The organism is Pelomicrobium sp. P1, from assembly GCF_052805615.1.
In genome coordinates this window covers 1-15,185 of record NZ_JBRBEM010000016.1, presented here as the reverse complement: position 1 = coordinate 15,185, position 15,185 = coordinate 1, and the positions used below count along the sequence as shown (strand labels likewise).

At 66.7% G+C, this 15,185-nt stretch carries 18 protein-coding genes; 10 read left to right on the top strand and 8 right to left on the bottom strand.

All coding sequences use genetic code 11. The features are described 5' to 3' along the window. Positions 1-14: 14 nt before the first annotated feature. The 6 genes from ACUVYZ_RS14440 (at position 15) to ACUVYZ_RS14415 (ending at position 6,609) form a co-directional block, all read left to right on the top strand. Positions 15-2,096 carry an NAD(+) synthase gene (locus tag ACUVYZ_RS14440; RefSeq protein WP_439935146.1) on the top strand — a complete coding sequence of 694 codons (2,082 nt, stop codon included), beginning with the start codon at positions 15-17 and terminating at the stop codon, positions 2,094-2,096. A gap of 57 nt (positions 2,097-2,153) precedes the next feature. Continuing rightward, positions 2,154-2,609 (top strand): hypothetical protein, encoded by a 456-nt coding sequence (locus tag ACUVYZ_RS14435; protein ID WP_439935145.1) that lies wholly within the window; start codon positions 2,154-2,156, stop codon positions 2,607-2,609. Positions 2,610-2,780: 171 nt separating this feature from the next. Next, positions 2,781-3,557, top strand: coding sequence for a sulfite exporter TauE/SafE family protein (locus ACUVYZ_RS14430; RefSeq protein ID WP_439935144.1), 777 nt, complete (start codon positions 2,781-2,783; stop codon positions 3,555-3,557). Positions 3,558-3,572: 15 nt separating this feature from the next. Then, positions 3,573-4,328 carry a phosphoadenylyl-sulfate reductase gene (locus tag ACUVYZ_RS14425; RefSeq protein ID WP_439935143.1) on the top strand — a complete coding sequence of 252 codons (756 nt, stop codon included), beginning with the start codon at positions 3,573-3,575 and terminating at the stop codon, positions 4,326-4,328. Beyond that, the gene (cysD, locus tag ACUVYZ_RS14420; RefSeq protein ID WP_439935142.1) at positions 4,325-5,266 is read left to right on the top strand and encodes a sulfate adenylyltransferase subunit CysD; all 942 of its coding nucleotides are present in this window, start codon (positions 4,325-4,327) and stop codon (positions 5,264-5,266) included. The genes ACUVYZ_RS14425 and cysD overlap by 4 nt, the downstream gene beginning before the upstream one ends. An 11-nt stretch (positions 5,267-5,277) precedes the next feature. After that, the gene (locus tag ACUVYZ_RS14415) at positions 5,278-6,609 is read left to right on the top strand and encodes a sulfate adenylyltransferase subunit 1 (RefSeq protein ID WP_439935141.1); all 1,332 of its coding nucleotides are present in this window, start codon (positions 5,278-5,280) and stop codon (positions 6,607-6,609) included. Positions 6,610-6,612: 3 nt separating this feature from the next. On the opposite strand, the gene ACUVYZ_RS14410 is transcribed toward ACUVYZ_RS14415, so the two are convergent. After that, positions 6,613-7,398: a DUF2460 domain-containing protein gene (locus tag ACUVYZ_RS14410; RefSeq protein WP_439935140.1), complete on the bottom strand. Its 786-nt coding sequence runs from the start codon at positions 7,396-7,398 to the stop codon at positions 6,613-6,615. Further along, positions 7,395-10,298, bottom strand: a complete 2,904-nt coding sequence (locus ACUVYZ_RS14405; protein ID WP_439935139.1) for a tape measure protein — start codon at positions 10,296-10,298, stop codon at positions 7,395-7,397. Before ACUVYZ_RS14405 ends, ACUVYZ_RS14410 begins: the two co-directional genes overlap by 4 nt. Between ACUVYZ_RS14405 and ACUVYZ_RS14400 the strand changes: the two genes are divergently transcribed. Next, entirely contained in the window at positions 10,297-10,494 is a 198-nt protein-coding gene (locus tag ACUVYZ_RS14400; RefSeq protein ID WP_439935138.1) for a hypothetical protein, read from the top strand. The genes ACUVYZ_RS14405 and ACUVYZ_RS14400 overlap by 2 nt on opposite strands. A 140-nt stretch (positions 10,495-10,634) precedes the next feature. On the opposite strand, the gene ACUVYZ_RS14395 is transcribed toward ACUVYZ_RS14400, so the two are convergent. Genes ACUVYZ_RS14395 through ACUVYZ_RS14380 form a run of 4 tightly spaced genes read right to left on the bottom strand, consistent with a single transcriptional unit; the run spans position 10,635 to position 11,983 of the window. Further along, positions 10,635-10,991 carry a DUF2513 domain-containing protein gene (locus ACUVYZ_RS14395; RefSeq protein WP_439935137.1) on the bottom strand — a complete coding sequence of 119 codons (357 nt, stop codon included), beginning with the start codon at positions 10,989-10,991 and terminating at the stop codon, positions 10,635-10,637. Next, the gene (locus ACUVYZ_RS14390; RefSeq protein WP_439935136.1) at positions 10,981-11,130 is read right to left on the bottom strand and encodes a hypothetical protein; all 150 of its coding nucleotides are present in this window, start codon (positions 11,128-11,130) and stop codon (positions 10,981-10,983) included. The genes ACUVYZ_RS14395 and ACUVYZ_RS14390 overlap by 11 nt, the downstream gene beginning before the upstream one ends. Positions 11,131-11,135: 5 nt before the next feature. Beyond that, on the bottom strand, positions 11,136-11,519 hold the full coding sequence (locus tag ACUVYZ_RS14385) for a DUF6631 family protein (protein ID WP_439935135.1): 384 nt from the start codon (positions 11,517-11,519) through the stop codon (positions 11,136-11,138). Between the two features lie 20 nt (positions 11,520-11,539). Then, positions 11,540-11,983 carry a phage tail tube protein gene (locus tag ACUVYZ_RS14380; protein ID WP_439935134.1) on the bottom strand — a complete coding sequence of 148 codons (444 nt, stop codon included), beginning with the start codon at positions 11,981-11,983 and terminating at the stop codon, positions 11,540-11,542. A 168-nt stretch (positions 11,984-12,151) separates the two neighbouring features. On the opposite strand from ACUVYZ_RS14380, the gene ACUVYZ_RS14375 reads away from it, so the two are divergent. The 3 genes from ACUVYZ_RS14375 (at position 12,152) to ACUVYZ_RS14365 (ending at position 14,233) form a co-directional block, all read left to right on the top strand. After that, positions 12,152-12,637: a hypothetical protein gene (locus ACUVYZ_RS14375; RefSeq protein WP_439935133.1), complete on the top strand. Its 486-nt coding sequence runs from the start codon at positions 12,152-12,154 to the stop codon at positions 12,635-12,637. A gap of 200 nt (positions 12,638-12,837) precedes the next feature. Next, on the top strand, positions 12,838-13,281 hold the full coding sequence (locus tag ACUVYZ_RS14370) for a DUF6932 family protein (RefSeq protein ID WP_439935132.1): 444 nt from the start codon (positions 12,838-12,840) through the stop codon (positions 13,279-13,281). A 10-nt stretch (positions 13,282-13,291) separates the two neighbouring features. Further along, positions 13,292-14,233, top strand: a complete 942-nt coding sequence (locus ACUVYZ_RS14365) for a hypothetical protein (RefSeq protein WP_439935131.1) — start codon at positions 13,292-13,294, stop codon at positions 14,231-14,233. A gap of 92 nt (positions 14,234-14,325) precedes the next feature. Here ACUVYZ_RS14365 and ACUVYZ_RS14360 read toward each other — a convergent pair whose 3' ends face one another. Together ACUVYZ_RS14360 and ACUVYZ_RS14355 are read right to left on the bottom strand one after the other, a co-directional pair. Continuing rightward, on the bottom strand, positions 14,326-14,604 hold the full coding sequence (locus ACUVYZ_RS14360) for a BrnA antitoxin family protein (RefSeq protein WP_439935130.1): 279 nt from the start codon (positions 14,602-14,604) through the stop codon (positions 14,326-14,328). Then, positions 14,579-14,857, bottom strand: a complete 279-nt coding sequence (locus ACUVYZ_RS14355; protein ID WP_439935129.1) for a BrnT family toxin — start codon at positions 14,855-14,857, stop codon at positions 14,579-14,581. Before ACUVYZ_RS14355 ends, ACUVYZ_RS14360 begins: the two co-directional genes overlap by 26 nt. Positions 14,858-15,185 lie beyond the last annotated feature (328 nt).

The window sequence follows — 15,185 nt, the reverse complement described above, 5'->3', positions numbered from 1 at the left end:
CTTTCCTTCAACCCATGACCGAACCGAGCGATTTCTTCAATCCCTACCGCCACCATTTCGTGCGGGTCGCCGTGGCCGTCCCCGAGGTGCGGGTGGCGGACCCGGACTTCAACGCCGCCCAGACCGTCGCCCTCATGGGCCGGGCAGCGGAGGAGCGGGTGGCGCTTGTGGTCTTTCCCGAGCTGGGGCTGTCCGCTTATTCCTGCGAAGACCTGTTCCACCAGCAGGCTCTGCTCACGGGCTGCCGCGAGGCCCTGGCCCGGGTGCTCAAGGAGACGGCGGAGCTTCCCCTGTTGGCCGCGGTAGGGCTGCCCCTGGAGATCGACGGGCGGCTCTATAACTGTGCCGCCCTGATCCACCGGGGGCGGGTGCTGGGGGTAGTGCCCAAGACCTACCTGCCCAATTACCGGGAATTCTACGAACGGCGCCAGTTCACCCCGGGCGATTGTACTGCCCGGGATAGGATCGCCCTCTGCGGCCAGGAGGTCCCTTTCGGGGCCCGGCTGCTGTTCCAGGCTGAGGACCAGCCGCGCTTCGTGGTACACACGGAGATCTGCGAGGACCTGTGGGTGCCGGTGCCCCCCTCGTCCTATGGGGCGCTCGCCGGAGCCACGGTGCTCGTGAACCTTTCCGCCTCCAACGTGACCCTGGGCAAGGACGACTACCGCCGTCAGCTCGTGGCCAACCAATCGGGCCGCTGCCTGGCGGCCTATCTCTACTCGGCCTGCGGGCCGGGAGAGTCCACCACCGACCTCGCCTGGGACGCCCACGCCCTCATCTATGAAAACGGCTCCCGGCTCGCCGAGTCGGAGCGCTTCGCCTACCGGTCCCAGCTCGTCGCCGCTGACATCGACCTGGAGCGGCTCGTCCAGGACCGCCTGCGCCAGGGCACCTTCGCCGACTCGGCCCGGATCCACCGGGACGCGGTGGCCGCTTTCCGCACCGTGCCCTTCCGGCTGGAAACCCTCGCCCAGGGATTCCTGCCCTTGAAGCGCCCCCTAGAGCGCTTCCCCTACGTGCCCGCCGATCTCTCGCGACGGGACGAGCGCTGCCGGGAGGTCTACGAGATCCAGGTGCAGGGGCTGGTGACGCGCCTCAAGGCTACCGGTATCGACAAGGTGGTGATCGGCGTCTCCGGCGGGCTCGACTCCACCCAGGCCCTGCTGGTGTGCGCCCGGGCCATGGACGTGCTGAACCTTCCCCGCACCCACATCCTCGCCTACAGCCTGCCCGGGTTCGCCACCTCCCCCCGCACCCGCCGCCAGGCCCAGCGGCTGATGGCGGCCCTGGGGACGAGCGCCCGGGAGCTGGACATCCGCCCCGCCGCGGAAGCCCTGCTGCGGGCGATCGGCCATCCCCACCGCGAGGACAGGCCCGTCTTCGACGTTACCTTCGAGAACGTGCAGGCGGGCGAACGCACGAGCCATCTGTTCCGCCTCGCCAACCTGCACGGGGCCATGGTGGTGGGCACCAGCGACCTCTCGGAGCTAGCCCTGGGCTGGTGCACCTACGGGGTGGGCGACCACATGGCCCACTACCACGTGAACGCGAGCGTGCCCAAGACCCTGATCCAATACCTGATCCGCTGGGTCGCGGCCACCGGCCGCTTCGGTACCGAGGCGAGCCAGGTCCTCTTAGAGGTGCTGGAGACCGAGATCAGCCCGGAGCTGGTGCCGGGCGCCGACGGCGACCAGCCCGGGCAGCGCACCGAGGAGATCATCGGACCCTACGAGCTAGTGGATTTCTTCCTCTACTATGTGCTGCGCTTCGGCTATTGCCCGGAGAAGGTGGCCTACCTGGCCTGGTGCGCCTGGCACACCAAGGCAACCGGCACCTGGCCCGACATTCCCGAGGCGAAACGCCACCAGTACACCATCGCCGAGATCAAACGCTGGCTCGGGGTGTTCCTGGACCGCTTTTTCCGCCTGAGCCAGTACAAGCGCAGCGCCCTGCCCAACGCCCCCAAGGTGGGTTCCGGCGGCTCCCTTTCCCCCCGAGGCGACTGGCGCGCCCCGAGCGACGGGAACGCCCGCGCCTGGCTCGCCCGCCTCGCCGCCATCCCTGACCGAGAAAGCCCGCCCCGGAACGGGCCTTGACCGGCCTGCCTCCCGATTCAAGAATGGACCGGCAACCTCCCCGCCCAGGCTGACCGGTTGAAGGACTCCTTCGTCGAATTGGACGGTGCCCTGGTGGGCACCCTCACCCAGCGGCCGACCCACGTGGCCGTTTGCTTCCCCCGGGTGCCCCTGCACCTGCGAGGGCGCAGCGCTGGCGAAGTCACCCCTATGGTGGAGGCCGAGCTCCGCCTGTGGGGCGCCACGGTGGAACAGGCGCCGCGCCGGCTGCCGCGGCGGCTTTCGAAATGGGAAATCCGCTGCCGCAGCATTTTCCTGACCCGTGAGCTGCCTCTGGGATTCGCCGCCTCGGGCCGCGTGCACCTGGTGATCGAATTCGACCGGGACCAGGCGCTGGCGGTCACCGCCACTCGGGCGAGCCTGCGCATCCTGAAGCGGGTCTCCCAGCTCGCGCCGCCTTCCGCCAGGGCGCGGACCCGGGAGCGCCGCCGTCCCCGCCCGGCTTCGGCCCGGCGGCGGCTCGCCAACCCCTGAAAAAAGCCCCTGAGCATCCTTCCCGGATTTGCCTTCCAGGGCCACCCCATGGATCCCGTTTTAAATAAATTTTAGGAATAAATATCTGGCTTTAAATTTCTTTGAGAATATATGTCCCAGGAATAGGATAAGAGCCATTAATGTGTGCATAAAAATTTCTGACCTCTTCCCATGGACGGTTTCGATCCCTCGACTTCCCTGGCGGGATTCCTGGTGGGCGTGCTGGTGGGCTTGACCGGCATCGGCGGCGGCGCCCTCATGACGCCGCTGCTCATTCTGGTGCTGGGGGTGGCGCCCGCCGCCGCGGTGGGGACCGACCTACTCTACGCCGCCCTTACCAAGGTGGGCGCCACTCGGTGGAATCACCGGGAGCGGGTGGTGGACTGGCGCACCGTGGGGTTGCTCGCCCTCGGAAGCCTGCCTGCCAGCCTCCTGGCGCTGGCCTGGCTGGGGCAAGTCGGCAGCCCCGAGGGACTGGATAGGGCGGTGCGTGCCGTCCTGGCCGGGGCCCTCATCCTCACCGGCCTGGCACTCCTCTTCGGGCGGCGGGCCCAGGCCTTGGCTGCCCGCGCCCGGCTCGTGGAGCGGCTCGGGGGTGAGGCTCGCGCGACCATCGCTATGGGGGCGGCCATGGGGGTGCTGGTTACCGTCTCGTCGGTGGGCGCCGGCGCCCTGGGGGTGGCCTTTCTCTCCATGGTGTACCCCGAGTGGGCCGCCCGGCGCATCGTGGCGACCGACATCGCCCACGCCGTGCCCCTCACCCTGGTGGCCGGCCTCGGCCATGCGGCCCTGGGCACGGTGCAGTGGGGGCTGCTCGCTGGCCTGCTCCTCGGGTCGATCCCCGGCGTCTGGGTGGGAACGCGGCTCTGCGGCGCGCTCCCGGAGCCGGTGCTGCGCCGGATCATGGGCACGGCGCTGTTGGCGGTCGCCGGCAAACTCGCTTGGTAAGAAAAGGAAAAACCCATGGGCAAGTCCAGCCTTTCCCACCGTTTCCCAGGCCCCGGGCCCCGGGCGCAGAAGCTCGCCCGGCTGGAGGACACGGTGCGCCACATCGCCCGGGATTTCAGCCCCGCAGCCCTCGCCTCCAGCCTGGGCGCCGAGGATATGGTGCTGACCGACGCCATCCTGCGCCTAGGTGCCTGCATCGAGATCTTCACCCTCGACACGGGAAAGCTCCATCCGGAGACGCTGTCGCTAATGGAAGCGGTCGAGAGCCGCTACGGCTATCGCATGCGCACCTTCGAGCCCGATCCCCGGGCCGTCCTGGCGTTCCACGAGGCCCACGGCGACGACGGCATCTATCGCAGCATCGCGATACGCAAACGCTGCTGCGAAATCCGCAAGCTCGCACCTTTGAAGCTCGCCCTGGCGGGCAAGCGGGCCTGGATCACGGGGCTGCGCCGGGAGCAGTCCATTACCCGGGCGGATATCGCAGAACGGGAGTTCGACGTCCAGCACGGGCTCGTCAAATTCAACCCCCTCGCCGACTGGAGCGAGGAGGAGGTGTGGAACTACCTCCGGGCCTTCGACGTCCCCTACAACCCTCTCCACGACCGGGGCTTCCGCAGCATCGGCTGCGCGCCCTGCACCCGGCCGGTGGCTCCGGGGGAGGACCCGCGGGCGGGCCGCTGGTGGTGGGAGGAGCCCGCCACCCGGGAATGCGGCCTGCACGTGGGGCCCGACGGAAAGCTTGTTCGATCGAGACAGGTGCAACCATGAACGATGCCTTTCACCAGCATGCCTTCGCCGGCGCCCCGACAAAGACGCTGGACCCCCTCGACTGGCTCGAGGCGGAAGCGGTCTTCGTCCTGCGGGAAGTCGCCGCGGAGTGCGCCAATCCCGCTCTGCTCTTCTCCGGCGGCAAGGATTCGGTGGTGTTGTTCCGGCTGGCCCAGAAGGCCTTCTACCCCGGCAGCCTGCCTTTTCCCCTGCTGCACATCGACACCGGGCACAACTTTCCCGAAGTGCTGGAATTCCGCGACCGGCTCGTTCGGGAAACGGGAGTGCGGCTCATTGTGCGCTCGGTGGAGGATTCCATCCGCCGCGGCACGGTGCGCCTACGGGCCGAGGACGAGTCGCGAAACGCCGCCCAGACGGTCACCCTGCTGGAGGCGGTGCGGGAATTCGGCTTCGACGCCTTGATCGGTGGCGCCCGCCGGGACGAAGAGAGAGCCCGGGCCAAGGAACGGGTGTTCTCCTTTCGGGACCGCTTCGGCCAGTGGGACCCAAAGGGCCAGCGGCCGGAGCTTTGGACTCTCTATAACTCGCGGGTGCTCGAAGGAGAGCACCTGCGGGTGTTCCCCTTGAGCGACTGGACCGAGCTGGACGTGTGGCAGTACATCGCCCGGGAGGGCCTCAACCTGCCGTCCCTCTATTTCGCTCACCGGCGCCCGGTCGTCCGCCATCGCGGGCTGCTCGTCCCCGTGACGCCCCTGCGGCCGCCCCGGGACGGGGAAGCCGTGGAAGAACTCTCGGTGCGCTTCAGGACCGTGGGGGACATGAGCTGCACCTGCCCGGTGGAATCCTCCGCCACGACCGTGGAGGAGGTGATCGAGGAAACCCGGCGGGCGGCGGTCACGGAGCGGGGCGCAACGAGGCTCGACGACTACACGGCGGAAGCTTCCATGGAGCGGCGCAAACGGGAAGGCTATTTCTGAGGAGCCATGCCATGACCACACCGGCAGAGATCATCCCGCTCAAGCGGGACATCACCCTCAACCCCGAGCGCGGCCTGCTGCGCTTCATGACCGCGGGGGACGTGGACGACGGCAAGAGCACTCTGATCGGGCGGCTCCTCCTCGAGACCGGCGCCATCTACAGCGACCAGATGGCGGCCCTGGTGCGCGCCTCCCGGCGCCGGGGGGAGGCGACCATCGATCTGTCGCTGCTCACCGACGGGCTGGAGGCCGAGCGGGAGCAGGGCATCACCATCGACGTCGCCTACCGCTACTTCAGCCACGGCGAACGCAAGTACATCATCGCTGACGCCCCCGGGCACGAGGAGTACACCCGCAACATGGCCACCGCCGCGAGCCGGGCGGACGCGGCGGTGATCCTGGTGGACGCGACCAAGGGAGTCACGCGCCAGACCGCCCGGCACTTCGCCTTGGCGCGGCTGCTGGGGGTGCGCCATTTCATCGTGGCCGTCAACAAGATGGACCTGGCGGCCTTCAGCCGCCGGGCGTTCGTCGAGCGGGCCCGGGAAGTGGCGGCCCTCGCCGGGAAGCTCGGGTTGGTTGACACCGTCAGCGTCCCCGTCTCGGCGACCGCCGGCGAGCACGTGGCGGCGCGCCGAGGCGCCATGCCCTGGTACGAGGGCCCCACCGTGCTCGATGCGCTGGAGCGCCTGGACCCCGCCCGCGACCTAGGACCGCAGCCTTTTCGCTTTTTCGTGCAACTGGTAGGCCGCCCGCTGCAACCGGGCCAAGGCCGGCGGCTCATGGGGCGCGTGGAGTCGGGGGCGGTAGCGCCCGGCATGGAGGTCTGGATTTACCCCGGCGCGCGCTCGGCCCAGGTGCGCACCGTGCTGGGCCTCGACGGCCCGGTGGAGCGGGCCCAAGCCGGCGACGCGGTCACCCTGGTGCTGGACCGGGAGCTGGACGTCTCCCGGGGCAGCCTGATCGCCAGTCCCGCCTCACCCCCCACGGTCAACACCGTCGCCCAGGCCACCCTGTGCTGGTTCGATCGCGAGCCCCTGCGGGAGGGTGCCCCCTACGCGTTGAAGCTGGGCACCCGCACCGTGAAGGCCCGGGTGCTGGAAGTGGAATCCCGGCTGGACATGGACACCCTGGCCGACGGGCCCGTCGGTGAGGCGCTGCAAGCCAACGACATCGCCCGGGTGACGCTCCTTTTCCAGGAGCCCCTCGCCTTCGACCCGTACACGCGCCGCCGGGGCACCGGGAGCTTCATCCTGATCGACGAATGGAGCGCCCGCACGGTGGCGGCCGGCATGGTGCTGGACTCCGCGCCGACGCTTGGCGCCCACGACTGGGCGGCGTAGAGGCTACAAACCCCGCAAGCCGCTGCGTTCCAGAACCTCGAGCGCCCGCCGGGCGGGCATGTAATCGGGATCGTACTCGAGCGCCCGCTCGAACGCGTGCCTGGCTTCCTCGATCCGCCCCTGGGCGAGCCATACCCGCCCCAGGTTGAAATGGGGAAACTGGTAGCAGCAATAGCGCTTGGCCTTGGTGGCCTTTCCCAGCCAGGGAACCGCCTCCTCCAGCCGCCCGAGGTCGATGAGATAAACCCCGATGTCGTTGTACGGGTTGCCGAAGTCCGGATCGAGCCGGATCGCGATCTCGCACTGGGCGATGGCCTCCTCGAGCTTGCCAAGACGGCTCAACGACCAGCCGAGAAAGGTATGGGCCTCGGCTGTGGGATGGATAGAAATGGACTCGCGGTAGCGCTCGATGGCACGCTCGTACTCGCCGTAGAGGTGGAGGAGATAGCCCAACTGCCAGGCCGCCCGGGCCCGCTCCTCGGGGGATTCGGTCTCCTGGGCGGTGCCGAGCCGGCCGTTGGCGGTAGAGACCGAATAGTCCGCCCAGTCCTTGAAGCGGAAGCCACAGGCCCGGCCCTTGACTGCGCGGAAGAAGGCGATCAGGGCCTCCAGCTCTGCGCGGCGCACGCGCCGCTCCCCCAGCTCCCAACGGCCGCGGGAGGCGGCCCAATTAACATTGCGCTTCTCGAAGCCCGACTGCACTTCGATCACGTCTGTGGAGTATTCCGGGCCGCCCACCGTGTCGTAGACGATGAGGCCGTCGTTCAAGCGGATCTCGACGAAGCTCATAGGTTGCGGCGGGCCCGCTCCAGGGCGAGCCGCATCTCTGCTGCAATCTGGCCTTGGGAACGCCTAAAGCTCGAAGCGTCCGGGGTCTGGATCGTCATTTGCACCACCACGGGAGGCTCGCCGGCGCCGACCGACGGCACCAGACCGCCCGAGGCAAACGCCAGCCGCCCGGAGACGACGGGCGGGGGCACGCGCAGGCCGTTAATGGCGTCCAGAAACGCTACACCCAGCTGCCGCACGGCGGCGGCCCGCACCACGTACTCGCCGGCGGACAGCCGTGCGGGGATCGAATCCGAGGTGGAGGTGCCCGGGCCGGAGACGTAGCCTCCGGCCGCGAAGAACTTGAAGCCCTTAAAGAAGTCGGCGATGAAGCCGCCGATACCACCGCCTTTTCCTCCGAAGCCTGCAAAGAGCTGCTCGGCGAACTTCTGGGCGATAATGCGGTTGATGGTGGCGAGGATCGAGCGGCCAAAGTCGAGGAAGGCCTGCTTGGCCGACTTGGCGCCTTGCCCGATGGACACGAACATGTCCTCGAAGGCCTGCTTCACGCTGGTGTTGAGGCTCTCGGCGATGGGGTCGACCACCTGCTTGACGGAGGCCAGCTCGTTCTTCCACGCCTGCACCCGCGCCACGGCCTCTGGTCCAAGCGCCTGCGCGGCAGCCTCCATCTTCGGCAGCAACTCATCGAGCGCAGCGGCGGCCTGCCGGTGCGCCTCGGCGATCCGCGACTGCGCGTCCGCCGTGGTGATCAGGCCTTGGCTCTGCTGGATATTGATCGACTGCTCGGCGTTGCGCATGGTCTCCAGCGCCAGCCGCCAGGACTGCTCCAGCGCCTGGAGGTTGGCCTGCGCGGCCTTGACGTCAATCAGCCGGTCGATGAGCGAGACGCCCTGTGTGTCGCCCTCTGCGGCGAGACGGGCGCGAAGATCCCTGTATTGCCGCTCGATCGCAGCGCGGCGGTCTGCATCCGTTGCTTGGCCTGTGATGTTCGCCAGCTCCTCCCGCGCTTGCGCCAGCGCATCAGCCAAGTCGCGCTCGGCCTGGGCCGCCTTGCGGGCGTTCGCCTGCTCGATGTCGGCGCGGCGGTCGTTGAGCGTGATGAGTTCCGCTTCGAGCTTGGCCACCTCGCCCCTGGCGCGAATGCGATCTGCCTCCGTCTTGCCAGAGGACGCCAGCCGTTGCTGCTCGGCCAGCATCTGCCGCGTCCTGGCGATCTCGGCGTCGATCTCACTGGTTTCGATCGCCGTCTTGGCGGCGTAGAAGTCCCGGATCGAAATCAGCCGATCCTCGAGCGCAGCCTCATAAGCGGCCTGGGCGCGCGCAAGGCCACTTTTGAGGAGGGTAAGCTCGGCCTCGGCGGCGTCCTTGGCAGCAGCAAGTCTCGCCGCGGCCGTATCTTCTGCGAACTTCGCGCGGATTGCCGCCTCGGCGCGCTTGAATTCCTGACTCATTTCGCTGATGCCCGCGGCCTTGGCCTTCTCGCGCAGCTCCGTCAGCGCATCCTTAAGTTGTTGGGATTTGTCGCGGAACTGCTTGAGGTAGTCATCCCATTGTCTACGCATCAGCTCGCGGCCAAAATCGGACGGCGCCCCTGGCGCCGCCGTTTCAGACTCCGGCTTGGCGGTCAGTCGCGCGATCCTTTGCTCGTCGGCGGCGATCCTGGCCTGGGCCTCAGACGCGGTGATGAGCCCGGCCGCGGCGGCTTGTCGCGTCTCCTCGATGCGGCGCTTGAGCCGGGCGACGGCGGCCTCCACATCCATGACTCGCTTTTCGTCCTCGCCGGAGGCAGTGTCTTCCGGCAGGAGTGAGGCGGCGCCCAAGCCCCCTGCCACCGCACCGATGCCCGCGCCGATCGCCGCGCCCTTCGGCCCGAACAGGCGTCCCGCCATGGCGCCCGTGCGCGCGCCGGCCAGCACGCCGCCGAGCACGACGAGCTTGTCGCCGTGCTCGACCACGAAGCGCGTGAGATTCCCGATGAGCGCGCCGAACTCGCGCACCGACTGTCGAAAGCCCTGATTCTGGAAGGCTGCGGTCAACTGCTTGGCGGCATCGACCAGCGCCTCCATGAAGCCGGAGCGGGCGAATTCCAGCTTGAGCTCAAGTAGCGCGTTCTCCAGCCGGGCGAAGGCCGCGCGGGCCGTGTTGCTGGCATCCGCCACGCCCTGGCCGAATTCCTGCCGCAGTTGCCGCGCGAAGGCCGGCAGGAAACGGTCGGCAGGAATCATGCCGCGCTCGAGCAGGTCAGAAAACGCCTGCGTGGTGATTCCCAGCGAGCGCGCCGCGATTTGCATCGCGCCATAGAGCCGTTCGCCCAGTTGCTGGCGCAGCTCCTCGCTCGAGACCGTGCCTTTGCTGATCATCTGCTGCACAGCGAGCAGCGCGCCCTGCAGCTGATCCTGCGAAAGCCCAAGCACGGCTGAGGCTTCGGCCAGCGCCGTGAACACTTCGCGCGCTTGGGCGCCCTCCAGCGCCGTGCCGCGCGCGGCGGCGGCGAAGGCGAGCCAGGAGCGCGCCAGCGTCTCCAGCGGTACGCCCAGGCGCTCGGATTCGGCTCGCAGTCGATCCATTTCGCTGGAGGCGGCCTCTGCCGAGCCGAAGACGACGCGCATGGCCGCCTCCAGCGACTCGAACTCGGCGGCCGTGCGGGCGATGCCGCCCACGAGCCCTGCGCCCTGGAAGATCAGGAACGCGCTCTGCGCCAGGCGCTGCATGCTGGCCAACTGTCGGGAGATCGAATCCATCCCTTCGCCAAGCCTTTGCCTGACAGTACGGCCGGAATCGGCGAGCTTGTCCACCTCGCGGCGCAGGCCGACGATGGAGGCAGCCGCGCGGGCGACCTTGGCCTGCACGCCGTCATCCTGTAGACTGAGCTTGAGCGAGATCGACAGGTTGTTGGCCATGGATCGTAAAAACCTACTTCAGGTGTTCGGCAGCTTGTTCTGGCTGATGGCCATCTTCGCGTTCGTTGGCGGGCAGACGTGGGCCGTGTGGGCGATGACGGCAGCCGCCATTGGCTGGCTTGCGGTCTGGCTGACGCTGCCAGGCGCCGCGAAAGGCGCTCTGCTGGGCATCATCGCCGCCATCATTGGTCGCTGACCTCCTTCACCCACCGCTTTCAGTCCTTTTCTTCCGCTTGCACCGCGCGTCTGGGCCGGCACGATGCTAGGGATCAGTCTCGTGACCTGGCTCGCCTTCGCCGCCGCCGCGACACCATCGCGCATCTCGGCTGACCGCAATCACCCGTCCGCCACGATTCTCCGCGCGCAGGCAAGCACCGCATCGAGCGACAAATCCACAACCCGCTCGGCTAGACGCGCCTTGATCCGGTGCCATGCCATATCGTCTCTGACAGCGGCGAGGAACTCCTGTCCCGCCCAGGTAAGCGCCACGCCGTAACAAACGAACCCTGGGCGCGGCGCATCGGCGTTGCACTGGCCGGCAATCAACCCGGACTGGATAAGCAGCCACAGGTGGTAATTCACCGCGTCCGCCGGCCACTCTGGAAACCGGTCGGCAAAGTACCGGCCGGAAAGATCCGGTGCGGTCTCGATGCGCAAGAGGATCATGCGGATCAGTTCCCAATCACGTTTCACGGGTCAACTCCCTCACCCATGCCTTCCAGCCCTTCTCCTCCGCCTGAGCGGCTCGGGCCGCGATGGCCTGCGCAAGCTGCGCCTCACGGTCGAGCCGGGCCGCGGCCTCGGAAAAGTCCCGCGCGAGCGTCCAGGGCATGTCCATCACGTCCCGGTAGCCGAAGCCGGCCCGGACGAGCCGGGCGACCCATGCGTGCCACCAGAGCCGATCGCGGCGGCGATGCGGCTGGTGGCCGTCTCGAGGGCGGGCATCACCCGCCGCACGAAAAAATCCGCATTCGCCTCTATTACCGCCGCCGCCAGCTCGACGAGCTCGTCAGCCTCGCGCGCTTCCAACCACGCGCGCTCGACGCCTGCGCCGATGGCGGTCGCCTCGATCACGCGGTCGGCCTGGCGCATGAGCGCGCCCAGGATGTCTCCCCCGGCCAGCTCGCGCGCGATCGGCTCGACGGCCGCGAGGAACGCCGGCAGGTCGCGCACCTTGACGGGCTGGAGATCGAGGGTCCTGTCAGCAATCGTGATCCGCATGTCCCTGTCCGCCCGCCACGTCAGATCAGCACCACGCGGCCGAACTGACCGAGGAGTGAATCGCCCACCTTGGTCTCGTCATAGAGGGCGGATCCCTCGAGCTGCATCCGGGCGATCTCCTCGCCGATGAGCGAGAGTTCGTTGAGTGGATTCGGCGCGCACTTGTAGAGCTCCACCAGCACGGGCTTGTTGGCATCCGCGCTATTCAGGCCCTCGAAGCGCAGCCACACCTGAGGCTGGGCCTGGGTGAACAGGTTGACGTGGGTGACCTGCGCGTAGGTGTAGTCCGCCTTGAAGGGCTGAACGTAAGTGCCCACGTTCAGGATCTTGATCGTGCCGTGGTCGGCGCTCGCGATCTCATAGTCGGTGTCCTGCACCAGAGTCGCCGGCGTGGCGGCGGAATCCTTGATCACCACCGAAGAGACCTTCTGCTTGGCAAGCCGCACGTAGTCGCCAGGCGCCACTGACTTACCAATGGCGCCGGCACTCCGATGGCCCCAGCCAATGCGCGTGCGCTGTTATTACGCAGGTATTCGTCGAGAGTCATGCGGCGAAATTAGCGAATCGTTATTGCTGTGTCAATAGTGCCGCACGAATTCACAACATTAGCATTCTGCTATCTAATTGATCTAGTGAAAGTCATCGAAGAAATCCGACTGGAAAACCTGCGTACTCTGGTCGCGGCAGCCGGCAGCATTGCGCGATTCGCTGCCATGGTAGGAAAGCAGCCAGCTCAAATTAGCCAGCTGCTTAACCAAGCACGGGATTCAAAGACGGGAAAACCGAAAGCGATCGGCTCTCGACAAGCTCGCGAATTCGAGGCTGCAGCCGGGAAAGAGGTCGGCTGGATGGACCACGACCATTCAGCCGCTCTGATCGGCCCTGCCCGTAAATCTCTGCCACCTCTCCCCGCCGACGAGCAGCAGCTCCTGGCGGCCTACCGGGCCGCCAGGCAGGCAGGAGAGGAGGTCGAGCTCGCGCGGGCGGAAGAAGCATGGATCGTACGCGCCTATCGGGCGGCGCCGGAGGACGCGCGCCGCATGCTCCTCGCGGCGGCTAAGAGCATCAGCATCGCCCCGCACGCTCGTGCATGGGATTTGCGGCGCAAGAAGCGCTAATGCCCCGTGGAGCGCCGCGAACTGCCGGTCTTGCTGTAAGCGACGCCGCGGGAATGCGAATTCGTCCATTTGTTTCGTCTCCTCACCCCGACGCAACAGCACATGCTCCGCAGCATGCTGGTCGAGCTCCTGCGCGGTGCGGAAAGCCAAAACCTGGCCAACGTGTCGGCGCTCACGCGTGCTGAAGACCTGGCAGATCCATGATCCCGGATTTCGATCCCCGCGGCCTTCTGCTCCCTGGTATTCATGAGGCCAGCCTCGATGAGCTGATCCGCCGCTTCGGCGGAAAAGACTGCCGCAACAACCTACTGCGGCTGCTGCGCCAGTTCATCGAAACTGAACTCCTCCCTTGGGCGTCCGGTCTGTACCTGGACATTGCTGGCTCGCTGCTTTCCGACAAGCCCTGCCCAGAAGACACCGACTGCACGCTGCGGGTGCCACTTGAGCGCGCTCCCTCATTGCAAGGCGATTTGCACCGAGTCGGAAGCATGCATGCCCATTCGCGCCTGACAGCGCAATATCGGGTAGACTTCTACATCACGTTTGTCGGCTACGGCAGCGATTTCTCGAGTTTTTTCAATACGTCGGAGAAAAAACCGGCGCCATCAAGCACTTGGCCGCATCCGACCGGCGCGGAATCGTGAGGATCGCGCTATGACCTGGGAAGAGCAGACCAAAACCAAGATCGAGCTGATTCTAGAGCAGATCATGGCCTGGGGCGCCGCCATGGCGCACGAGGACCGGTTGCCGCCGCTCCCGGCCCAGGCGCAGCTCCTCGATGAACTGTACGAGCGCGGCCTGCCGCTTGCACGCCTCCTGGACCGCGCGCATCTCGTGCTGCATGCGGAAGGGCCGGGAGCAGCCAGTGATGGACCCAGGCTTTCCGCGCTCAATTGGCTCGCCTCCACCTCGGAGAGAGTGATGAGAGCGCTGTCGGCCGCATGGATCGAGCTTCAAGGCGCCGATAGCAAACGTCTCATCAAGCGCCTGGATCTGCGACTGGCCGGAATGGCGCCGGGCAGCCTATGGATGGGCTTCCGCATCGAGCCGCCCGCGGGCGATCTGCTGCCGGAAGATACCGAACTCGTGGCGCAGCTCGCGCAGCGCATCGGCCTGCTACCGGAGGCGGCGCGTTTCATTGACGACGAGGGTCTGCGCCCAGGCATTGAGGAAGCCATGCCCGATCCCGCCGAGCGCGATGTGCTGCTGGAAAGCCTCCTGCGCCTCGCCCCGACAGGGCGCGCCGGCATTCATACCCTGGAGGTCGCATCGGGGACGCATGGATCTGCCGCCTTAAGCAACCGCGAGCGCGTCGTGCTGCGTGAGGCGCTGGCGAAACCCTACGGGCGCGATCTGCGCGAAGTGACCCTGCAGGGCGAAGTGCGCGCGGCCGATCTGGATAAAACCCGGATCGTGCTGCGGACTACGGAAGGCGCGCTGCGCTGCGTGCTAACTGAACTGACCGCCCAGCAAGCCAAGACGCTCATTGGCGAGCAGGCGCATGTCAGCGGGCGCGCTGCTCATGACCGGCACGGCAGGCCGCGACTGCTTTTCGTTGAACGCATCGAGCCGATCGCAACGCAAAACCTGTTGTAACACAGATCGCCGGAGCCACCGGGGCCGCCCCCTCACGCCGCCTTGCGCAAAGGCTTGCCCGCCACGATCTCCACCTCCCATGCGTCTCCGCCCTATCTCAAGCGCGGATGCGTCTTGAGGTAGTCCCGCAACGCCGCGTCGATCCTCGTCTGCCAGCCCTCGCCGGTCGCGCGGAAGCGCTCCACCACGTCCCGGGAGAGCCGTATCGTGATGCGCTCCTTGGTGGGCGCCTTCTGCGGCCCGCGCACCCCGAGCTTCTTTCTCAGCGAGGGCGGCAGCGCTTCTTGAGCCGGTTTGAATTTCTTCAGGTCCTCTAGGGTCAATTCGCGCACTTCGCCTTTGGCATCAATCAAGGGTTTGCGCCTTGCCATATCGTCTTGCCTCTCTTGCGTTCGCCTTGCGAAAACTGATGACCCGAATCCCAGTCTCGGTCTCGGTGAAGCAAAGGACGTGCAACCGCTTGTCCAAATAGCATAGCGTGAGGTAGCGCGTCTCGCCGTAGTCCCTGCGGGTGTCCGGGTAAATCAGGGCCGTGTTGAAATCCACCTCCGCCACCCGCTCGAAGGAAAGCCCCCGCTCCCGGATGTTGCGGGCGTTCTTGGCAGGGTCGAAGGTAATTTCCACGGAGCAAATTGTACATACACTTCATTTCCGCGCCAAGCTTTTTGTATGTACGTAGTGGGCGGATAGTTGGGCTTAATTAACGATACGCTATTGACATTTAGTTAGCGTTTCGTTATTGCCGGCAAAAGCCTGAGCGCCGGCGGCTTCGGCGCCAGAAAAATGGGAAGCGTGATGAATCTAGAACCTATCTCAAAATTGTTATCTGCGCGCGTATGAGTTTCTAGAATTGGGTTCATGCTGCGTTTGAGCGACGAACGATGGGAGCGAATTCGGGAGCATTTCCCCGAGGAGAACATCCCCGAAGGTCGCGCAGAGCGCAAGCCCGTGC